This is a genomic window from Neobacillus soli NBRC 102451 (assembly GCF_001591665.1).
In the GTDB taxonomy this organism is placed as follows: domain Bacteria; phylum Bacillota; class Bacilli; order Bacillales; family Cytobacillaceae; genus Neobacillus; species Neobacillus soli.
This window is the reverse complement of the sequence record NZ_BCVI01000017.1, coordinates 60488-69757: the sequence shown is the minus strand read 5'-3', so window position 1 is coordinate 69757 and position 9270 is coordinate 60488. Positions and strand designations below refer to the sequence as shown.

The window sequence follows — 9270 nt, the reverse complement described above, 5'->3', positions numbered from 1 at the left end:
TTCTTCAACTAACCTGCACCGATAGTTTAAGTACAATATTTCACAAATCTTTCATGCGAAAAAAGAAAGAAGGCGACCTCCTTCTTGAAGTATCGCACCCGTTGAATAAGGATTTAAATTTCCGACCTACGTTCTAAATCAAATACATTGATTTGATTTTCTTCAAATAGCTCTTCCAAAGCTTTAACTCCGTTTTTATCAGCATAATTCATTTCTTCTTCCGAAATTGGAATAGCCATTAACCAAGCCACTTGCTTCTTCTCAAATTTTATTGTTTTCAACTTATCTTTCCAAAGAATAGGAGATAGAAATAAAATATGCTTCATAGGACTTTCAGGCAGATACATTTTAACTACGTCTTTAAAGATAGATCCAAATGAACAATCAAATTTAGAATTGATAATATTAAATGCACAGGTTGCTAAAACATTGGGAAAGCAATCAAAATCACTTGCACCCACCAATTCAACCCTTATTGGTACCTTGTTTTCTTCGTACCCAATTGAAAAATCAGATAGACCGATTGTAGAAAATGATAAAACACCATGCTCATTGTTATCGTCGCAAGAAAGAATATCTACTGAACTTTTATTATTATCATCCCAATATTTAAAAGCACTGGGCTTCCCTTCAAAAGAATTAAGAGCTGCTTTAGCAAGATATTTATTTTCTTCTGATACACTCATTATAAATTCCTCTATTCGATTGATATACATTAAATATTCTACATTCTTGTGCAACTAACCTGCTTCGTTAGCTTAAGTACAAAATTTCACAATCTTTACATTTATATAAAAATCCAAAGCCCGTATATTTTCTAAGCCGAGTCCAAATTTGTGAGAAGAAAAACTTCCATTGTACCGTGTAAATTTTATATACATCTTACAATACAAATATTAGTAAGTATTCATAGGTTATTGCTATATAACAATAAATAAAAAATATCAAATTTTTCTAAAAAGAAGATTTTGGTTTATAACTTTATTTATCGCTTATTTCTATATGCATAATTATTAAATTACATCTTTGTTTATCAAATAAATTATACTATGCTGAAGAACCTATGATATTGCTGGAGTTTCATAGTACATATATATTTATCGGGAACATCCAAATGTCGCCAAACATAATTCTAATATTAATAATAAAGGCTGCGAGGCGTACTTAAAAATGGTCCAAGCACAAGTCCAAGCATATGAAATGGATAAAAACAAAGTGCCAACTCTTGAAGATCTTAAAACAGAAAAATATTTAAGAGACGATAAGGGGTGTCCAAATGGAAAGTTGGTTGAAATAGACATTGAAGGAAATGTAACTGCATCAAAATGAGTCAAAATCAAAAGGGCTTTACACTAATTGAGTCATTATTAGTTCTATCGATATTTATGATTATTTCCTCGATTACAGTCTTTTCCTTAAAGCCTCAGCACACTGTAATTGAAGATGCGGCATTTTTGACCCAACTCCAGGCAGACCTTCTTTATGCTCAGCAATATGCTATTTCCCACCAGCATGAAGTTTCAGTTGTTTTTATGCCTAATCAATATATATATTATATGTATTTGCGTACCGAGCTGCCGCCGATTGTTGAAAGAAACTACTCAACTAATTTTTATCTCAACGAAGGTACCATCCCTTTAAATTTCAAATTTTTACACGATGGAAATGTGAACAAGTTTGGTTCCTTCTTTATACAAACCAAAAATAAGAATTATCAACTGACCTTTTTGATAGGAAAGGGACGGTTTTATGTTAAGGAACGATAAAGGATTTTTTTTGCTTGAACTACTGCTGTCATTGTCAGCCTTGTTAATGATTAGTTTGTATTTGCTGCCGTTATTGATGGATCTAAGAGGCCAATCTAAACAGGTGGAAATAGAGAATAAAGCAAGGCAGCTCATGTATGAGGAACTTCAAGCAAAATTAATAGATAGTCGGACGTTGACCAATTATACATTCATTCAAAATAAAGTAGAGTATAAAATCATTTGGAGTGACCCTGGAGCCGCTAGTCAAAAGGAGGTGTGTGTAAAAGTTGAAAAAAATTCTTTTCTTCCAGAAATCAAAGTTTGCGGGATCCTCGAATGAAAAAGCTTTTACGCTCATCGAGGTACTGATTGCTTTTTCAATCTTTACGACGATAATCTTCTTTATGACACCAATATTTCAAATAATCCTAAGCAATAAAGGTAATCAGATCGGATTACAGGCAATGGAGTGGGAAGTATTTTGCAGCCAAATAAAAAAAGAAATACGGCTGTCCACCTCTGCAGATGTAGTCTCTGAACGATTAATCCTGACAAAGGACATCGAAACCATTCAATATGAGAAATACGGGACGAACCTTAGGAGGCGTGTGAATTCGACTGGACATGAAATAATCCTCCAAAATGTTTCCAAATATTCATTTATGATATTAGATAATGCAGTAAAGGTCACTGTGACGGATACCTGGGGTAAGGATTATTCAGTGATTGTCTATTCCTTAGTCAATTGGAATGCTGTCACATGAAAAACAATCAGCAAGGGTTCACCTACCCGCTTACATTGTGCCTGATAATTCTTTTCCTGCTATTTTTCTCGTTCCGCGTTGAACAATTACTTACCGACAGGAAAATGGCACATGAAAAGGAAACAATTCTCAAAGAGGATTATTATATCCTTTCATCTGTCAAAAAAACCGAAGGGATCTTTCAAACGGGAGGAACCATCCCAGCGAAAGGAAAGTTTACATTTGTATTTGGCAGCATGGACTTCCAAGCCGAAGCACCTGCCGGGTCTGTCAAAAAGGTAAATTTCACTCTTAATCTAAAATCAGGCGAAACCATCATCGGACGTGGATTTTTTGATACAAAATCAAAAAAATTAATCAAATGGGCAGAAATGAAATAAATCATTGGTCATCTGGCTATACTTGTAGGTGTACGATAAAGGCAGGTGTGTTCATGAAGACGAATGATTATGTAAAATACATGACCCAAACCATCGTTAAATACGCCGACCAGCCGAAAGATGAACGAAAACGGCTTCGACTTGAGCGAAAACAGGCAAAAGCCGCTCTTTGGTATCGATGGTTTGGAATTCTACCATATATTCTTTATACGGAAATGAAAAAAAGGCGTAAAATTTAAAGAGGCGGATTATTCCGTTTCTTTTTTTACAAAGTATCCAGAAAGATATGGATTGAAAAAACATAACTTCCCTGAAATGTACATCTTTTTTACTAGATTGTTACAATATAAAGTCTTTAATTGTGAACATTTTCTAAACATATAGTGTTAACATGTTAACCTCATTCCCATGTTGCAAGGGCTGTATTATAATGGAATTAAATTATGGGGGTCCGAGGTGAACAGAGATGGAACAAACATTAAAGATAACAAACGTTTTATCAGATCCAACACGATACTACATTTATCAATACATTACGAAACGCCATCAAGAAGTTACCGTTCAAGAAGTAGCAGAAAATTTTAATATTCATCCAAATGTAGCCCGACTACATTTATCAAAGCTTGAGGATGTTAACATGTTAGCATCTGAAACAAAGAAAACCGGTAAAGGCGGCAGGCCAAGCCGATTATATCGTTTATCCGACGATGTAATTCAGCTTCATTTCCCCTTCCGTGACTACATGCTATTAGCCAAAGTAGCGATTCAAACGATGATTTCGCTTGGTGAAGCGGGTAAACAAGCCCTTTTCTTAACTGGAAAGAGTTTTGGGGCAGAAATGATTGAGCAGGAAATGGCAAAAAGATCATTTGGTGAGGAATTAGATTTCGATCAAAAGCTCACAATATTAAAAAGTGCTGCCACACTAGCAGGTTTTTACCCGGAATTCGAAGCAAATGGTGAAAAAACAAAAATCTACTTCCAAATTTTTAATTGTCCTTTTAAAGAAGTGGCCGAGGAACATTCGGAGACAGTTTGCAGTATGCACCATGAATTCTTGAAGGGAATGTTTGGCGCACTTTTTGATTCGGTTGAGCTGATTGAAAAAGAAAATATGCTTTCTGGCTGTGAAACATGCTCTTATCAAGCATTTGTAACAAACTAATTCGAAACCATTATTTACATTACACCGACTTTTACTTTATAATATTGTAATGATGGTATCGTTAAGGTAAAAGGAGGGATACATATGGATCGCATGTTCAGAGTTTGTGGTTTCTGGACTGGTATTTTTACAGTAATGTTTTACCTGGGTGATATGGATAAAACAGCAATGCTTTTCTTAGCCCAAACAGGATTTTTCGTTTTGCTTAGTTATCTTAAACTAACCGAGCGTATGTATTTATGGGTGTTTGGAGCATATTTAACTGTTTCCTTTGCAGGCTTCACCTATTGGACTACGTTCATGATGCCGCTTGGCGGAGGACTGTAAGACAAGAAAAACGCCGGATAAACTCCGGCGTTTTTTCATTTATACGTCGAACACGTCACTTTCAATTAACTTCCAACCTTTTTGTTGTATGATTACCTGAAAATACGTACTCATCCCCGATGGCATGATTAAACTGCGAATGGCCCGGTTTCGTTTGCTCACCTCTGAAAAAGGGTTGGAATCGTAATGATTCTCTAATTCCTTAAGAATACCCGCCTTTAATAAAAATTCATCCTGCCTAAGCTTTGACAACACTTCCAAATCAAATTGCTCGCCTTTTTGAATAAGATAGTCAAAGTGAATATGAGTGGTAATGTCCATCTCTCCTGGATTCTGTAAGACATCGTCCATCATTTGGTGTTGAAAATATCCTCTCAGACTCCCCTTTGCCCTCAGTAAGTCCATCCATTCCTTATTCGTATAGCCATAATCAGCAGTCACAACCAATCCCCTTGTTAACACCCCCGAAATTTCTTGTAACATCCTCTCCATTGCTAATGGAATCTCAATCCGCTGTTTTTCTTTTAACTCGATATTACTTTCCTCCAAAAAGGAAAAAATAGCTGGATTTGTTAAGGGGACTTTTTGCTCGTACAATTCGTTGTTTTGAAACCCAACCATAATCTCATATAGCTGGCCGCTCACCTTTTCAATCACATGGACCGGCAGGGCATCGAATAGCTCGTTTGAAAAGACCATTCCTTCAAACTTCTCAATTTCTCCAAGGCTTTCCAATTGGACAAAGGAAAAATCAGGCATTAGCAATTCCGCTTGTAATTTACGATGATATGGACTGCTTTCCACAATAAAATAGTGCAGCGGGGTCCGAATCGATTCATTCCATTCCTGTAAAAAAGCTTTCGCAAACCGGCCATTCCCTGCGCCAATTTCACAGAAAACCGGTGCTAATTTGCTCGTTTCACATACATACGAGAACCACTTTGCCATCATCCTGCCGTATACATCAGATATATTACTTGTCGTAATAAAATCCCCGAGACGTCCAATTTTCTGTTTATCTTTCATATAATAGCCGAATTCGGGGTGGTAAAGGGCAGCCCCTATGTATTCCGCGTAAGAAATTAACTTATTGGGTGAATTAAAAATTAAATTCCTTAAATAGGTAATCATATAAACTCCTTTTCGATTAAACACTATTGACATAGTGAAAACTTTGTAATATTGTAAGGATAGTAGCTTAAACTTTGTCCCTCCCATGATTAGAATAGAACATCCCCCAGAAAAACCCTTCTCATACAGGAGAAGGGTTTTTCTTTTTTGTCGTCTGGGATGCAGTGCCATATGCCTTCCGATTTTTTTACTAAAAGCCATTCAAAAACGGATTGCTATCCATTTCATCGCCAATAGTTGTCACAGGACCGTGTCCTGACAAGACATAGGTGTCCTCAGGTAATGTTAAAAGCTTTTCGTGAATACTTTTTAAGAGCTGTGATTCATTCCCTCCAGGCAGGTCTGTACGGCCGATACTGGCTTGAAATAAAGCATCACCAGAGATAACAAACCCGTCATTCTTGAAATAGTAAGAAACACTTCCAGGCGAATGACCTGGGGTATGAAAAATGCTAAACTCAAAATCGCCTATTGTCATCTGGCCTTCATTTTTTAATATATGTTCGGCAGGTTTAATCTTTACTGCATCCTGGATCATAAAAAGTTGTGAGCCATTTAATGACGGGTCACCTAACCACTTTTCCTCCTGTTTATGAAGATAAACAGGAATTCCATAAAAATCCCTGATCACATCAACAGCGCCAATATGATCAAAATGGGCATGGGTTAAAAAAATTGCACTTGGTTTTAATTTTCTTTGATTCAGCAAATTAATTAGTTTCTTTCCTTCACTGCCAGGGTCAATAATTAAACAGGACCGATCGGCATTTTCCACTATGTAACAGTTCGTCTGCATCACCCCTAAGGGTATTTGTTTCCATTTCATTTCAAGTACCTCCAATTGCAAATTACACTATATTTATTTTACACCATATAACAAGGAGAGAGAAATAACAGCTGCAAAAACATAGATGTATTTTTGTCCTCGACAAATAGAAGAAAAAAATATAAAATAGGAAACGAATGTATATAATATAGTTACATAACTTTCTTTGAATGTTGGCGGATTGCCCGCTTATGACCAAAAAGGGGGATTTTTCATGGGTTTAATTATTATTTTTGCTATTGTTACCTTGCTTGCAGCATACGGTGGATTTAGCGCACTAAAGAATAAAAACTTCTTAGGTGCATTCTGGGGAGTAGCATCATTCTTTGTTTTTGGCTGGTTTACGGTCATGACAATTGTCAATTCCGGCTTCCCTACTGGAACCCACTAAGAAACGCACTTAAAAAGACTGCCCGAGGCAGTCTTTTTTTGTTTGCATTGTCATTCTTTTATCAGTTCGTATATTTTCTTTGTTTTAATATCGATAATTTTATCAAAACGGTTCCCATATAGAAGAGCTTCACCGGATGGGGAGAATTGAACCGGCGCATTTTCCAAGCCTTCCATAACCAACTCTGGGAGGGAACCCTCCTTCTTAAGGTTATAGGTGACAAGCTGAAAGCCCTCCGAATAGGAATCTGCATCCCCGCTTTTCACGGGCCTGAAGGTGATAAACTGTCCCTTATGTTTATTGTAATCATAAAAGGGAACTAACCAATCTGAAAACCTTGTTAACTGTGGAATAGAAAACGAGAAAACCTTTTTGTTTCCTTTGTCGAAAAAGGAGTAGGCTGCCATTGATTGATCCTTGTCATTGACTGAGACTGTCATGAGCAGATCACGAAATGCTGAAAATTGAACCACCGATGGAAAAACAGTTCTTTCATTGCCATTCTCTAATTCTTTTACGATTAGCGGTGCAACAAGGGCGGGATTATTTTTATCCCAATTTAAAAAGGCAATATCCTTCTTATTCATCCATTTAATAAAAGGCTGTGTTAGTGACCTTTCGGATATTTTTAAATCCTTCATATCTACTAACACTACTTGAAACGTCCAATCCTCAGCAAATTTAGTGACAAGAATCTCAGACTCGTTATATGGATTCCACTCAAAGACTAACTCATAGGAAGCAAACGATTCTTGCAGCAATTCGGATCCTTTTATATCGATGATGGTGACCAGTCCTTCATTTGAGGATGGTGAGGAATGGATTAATAGATATTTTTTTGAAGGGCTAATTTGTACATTGACGATGGGATTATCACTTTTATAAATGAATTTACTTTGACCTGATAAAAGATTGTACTGGTAGACACTAGAAGTCTGTTCTAAATTAGTAATGTAGACAATCTCTGTCTCAGAAAGCCAGCCACTGAGCTTGTAAAATTCTCCTTCTGGGATGGAAATAGGCAAATTCCATTCTGCCCCTAAAACAGTAACCGGTGCCTTGGGCTTTTCATTTTTTGCTGGAATAGACTCCATTTTCGTGCATGCTCCTAAAAGAAGGGTCAATAAAATGAATAGGAGTTTGAATAGAATAGATTTCTTTCTTTTTCGTTGGTTCAATGTAATCCATTCTCCCCCTTCTTTTTTACCGCTCGTAAACTAGTACGAATTTTTTACAGTAATGTTTCAACTTTTTCAAGTATATTGAAAAATAGGTAAAAAGAAGCAGGCACCACATCTCAAGGCAAAGGGGAAATTTAACAATTAAGGGCAGCAATAAAAATGCCCTCCGCCGCTTTAAGAATTTGTTGAAATTGAGAAAGTGGGAGAGGGTTAATGCCTTTTCCTAACTCCAGTGTAAAACCTGGGCGCTTAAATTCCTGAATAAACCAATCCTTATAACCTGCATGACTGTTTACATAGCGAATTGCCTCGTAACCGCTGGCTCTTTCAAATTCTTTTGCAATTGTTTCTGATTCCTGAGGCTCAAAACCCTCATAGCCCCAATAAAATTCCTCCCCTTGGGTGTGAAAGGCTAGAAGACAATCAAATGAATTAGTTTTAGCCAAATCAGCCATGGCCCTAGCTTCTGGTTCCGTTAATGGAGACTCTCCGGGAAAGTCCCTTGGAGCAGGCGACTTCGGGAGCTTATTTTTTTGGCAAATATCCCAGTTTGCCGGGAATTGATTATTTAAATCGATTCCCCGGATATTCGCCTTCCAATGGGTAAAATCATCACTGCCTTCATTGATTGCAATGACATCCTCTCTTAGCTTCAAAGGAGGCCCGTTTAAAACCAGATCTACACCATCAGGATTAACCATCGGGACTACCGATAATTCAACGTCCTGATACAGCTTGAGAGCTTTCATCCCTCTTATTAAAGTTCCATTCGTTAATGAACGGACATACTTATCTACCAGGCTCATAAGTACCATGGTTGTGATCCATTCATTCGCATGGAATGAGGCATTCATATGCACTTTTTTTTCGCCCTTTCCAATCCGAATTTCCTGAATCGCATTACCCAGCACGCTTTTCCCAATCGGTTTAACTGAAATAAATGGGTAGACTTCTTTGAAGCGGCTGAGCTCTTTTAAGAGGCTATTATTATCATAAGCCGTTTTTATGTTGGTCAATGGAGTGATCATTCTTTCGGGCAAAAGGATGGTTTCACCCAATTTTAATTGTTCCGCATCCATGTTTTGATTTAGGATTAAAAGTGCATCCGCTCCTACATTTTTTGCAGCGCCTATTTTCCAAATAGTATCACCTTTTTTTATCACATAGGGTACAGAAATATAACCAGGCAAATGTAGCTTTTCTCCCGCTTTCAACTTGTTTGGATTTACATTTAAGTTGGAATCTTCAATGAGTTTCAGGGGAATGTTAAACAATTTACTTAGAAAGGATAATGTATCTCCCGCACGAACACTTACCTCCATCATACCACTCCTTCCATCATAAAAATCATATGATG

At 37.0% G+C, this 9270-nt stretch carries 14 protein-coding genes; 9 read left to right on the top strand and 5 right to left on the bottom strand.

Annotated elements, in window-relative coordinates:
* Positions 1–113: 113 nt before the first annotated feature.
* On the bottom strand, positions 114–686 hold the full coding sequence (locus BSO02S_RS06630; protein ID WP_066064283.1) for a suppressor of fused domain protein: 573 nt from the start codon (positions 684–686) through the stop codon (positions 114–116).
* 403 nt (positions 687–1089) lie between these two features.
* On the opposite strand from BSO02S_RS06630, the gene BSO02S_RS06625 reads away from it, so the two are divergent.
* From BSO02S_RS06625 to BSO02S_RS06590, 8 genes are all read left to right on the top strand, one after another.
* Positions 1090–1329, top strand: a complete 240-nt coding sequence (locus BSO02S_RS06625; RefSeq protein ID WP_501193483.1) for a hypothetical protein — start codon at positions 1090–1092, stop codon at positions 1327–1329.
* Positions 1326–1766, top strand: a complete 441-nt coding sequence (gene comGD, locus BSO02S_RS06620; RefSeq protein WP_066064279.1) for a competence type IV pilus minor pilin ComGD — start codon at positions 1326–1328, stop codon at positions 1764–1766. Before BSO02S_RS06625 ends, comGD begins: the two co-directional genes overlap by 4 nt.
* Complete coding sequence (locus BSO02S_RS06615; RefSeq protein WP_066064276.1) at positions 1750–2088, top strand: hypothetical protein; 339 nt, start codon at positions 1750–1752, stop codon at positions 2086–2088. The genes comGD and BSO02S_RS06615 overlap by 17 nt, the downstream gene beginning before the upstream one ends.
* Positions 2036–2512, top strand: coding sequence for a competence type IV pilus minor pilin ComGF (gene comGF, locus BSO02S_RS06610; RefSeq protein WP_235846872.1), 477 nt, complete (start codon positions 2036–2038; stop codon positions 2510–2512). The genes BSO02S_RS06615 and comGF overlap by 53 nt, the downstream gene beginning before the upstream one ends.
* Positions 2509–2892, top strand: a complete 384-nt coding sequence (gene comGG, locus BSO02S_RS06605; RefSeq protein ID WP_066064273.1) for a competence type IV pilus minor pilin ComGG — start codon at positions 2509–2511, stop codon at positions 2890–2892. Before comGF ends, comGG begins: the two co-directional genes overlap by 4 nt.
* A 53-nt stretch (positions 2893–2945) precedes the next feature.
* Entirely contained in the window at positions 2946–3131 is a 186-nt protein-coding gene (locus tag BSO02S_RS06600) for a YqzE family protein (RefSeq protein WP_066064271.1), read from the top strand.
* A gap of 227 nt (positions 3132–3358) precedes the next feature.
* Positions 3359–4057: a helix-turn-helix transcriptional regulator gene (locus BSO02S_RS06595; protein WP_066064268.1), complete on the top strand. Its 699-nt coding sequence runs from the start codon at positions 3359–3361 to the stop codon at positions 4055–4057.
* A gap of 84 nt (positions 4058–4141) precedes the next feature.
* Complete coding sequence (locus BSO02S_RS06590) at positions 4142–4384, top strand: DUF2626 domain-containing protein (RefSeq protein ID WP_066064264.1); 243 nt, start codon at positions 4142–4144, stop codon at positions 4382–4384.
* 39 nt (positions 4385–4423) lie between these two features.
* Here BSO02S_RS06590 and BSO02S_RS06585 read toward each other — a convergent pair whose 3' ends face one another.
* Positions 4424–5515, bottom strand: coding sequence for a class I SAM-dependent methyltransferase (locus BSO02S_RS06585; protein ID WP_066064261.1), 1092 nt, complete (start codon positions 5513–5515; stop codon positions 4424–4426).
* 190 nt (positions 5516–5705) lie between these two features.
* Entirely contained in the window at positions 5706–6341 is a 636-nt protein-coding gene (locus BSO02S_RS06580) for an MBL fold metallo-hydrolase (RefSeq protein ID WP_066064258.1), read from the bottom strand.
* Between the two features lie 214 nt (positions 6342–6555).
* Here BSO02S_RS06580 and BSO02S_RS26200 point away from each other — a divergent pair, with 214 nt between their 5' ends.
* The gene (locus BSO02S_RS26200) at positions 6556–6732 is read left to right on the top strand and encodes a DUF2759 domain-containing protein (RefSeq protein WP_084374924.1); all 177 of its coding nucleotides are present in this window, start codon (positions 6556–6558) and stop codon (positions 6730–6732) included.
* A gap of 50 nt (positions 6733–6782) precedes the next feature.
* Here BSO02S_RS26200 and BSO02S_RS06575 read toward each other — a convergent pair whose 3' ends face one another.
* Both BSO02S_RS06575 and BSO02S_RS06570 read right to left on the bottom strand, forming a co-directional pair.
* Positions 6783–7826: a YqgU-like beta propeller domain-containing protein gene (locus BSO02S_RS06575; protein WP_066064255.1), complete on the bottom strand. Its 1044-nt coding sequence runs from the start codon at positions 7824–7826 to the stop codon at positions 6783–6785.
* A 221-nt stretch (positions 7827–8047) separates the two neighbouring features.
* Complete coding sequence (locus BSO02S_RS06570; RefSeq protein WP_066064252.1) at positions 8048–9235, bottom strand: M14 family metallopeptidase; 1188 nt, start codon at positions 9233–9235, stop codon at positions 8048–8050.
* Positions 9236–9270: the final 35 nt, after the last annotated feature.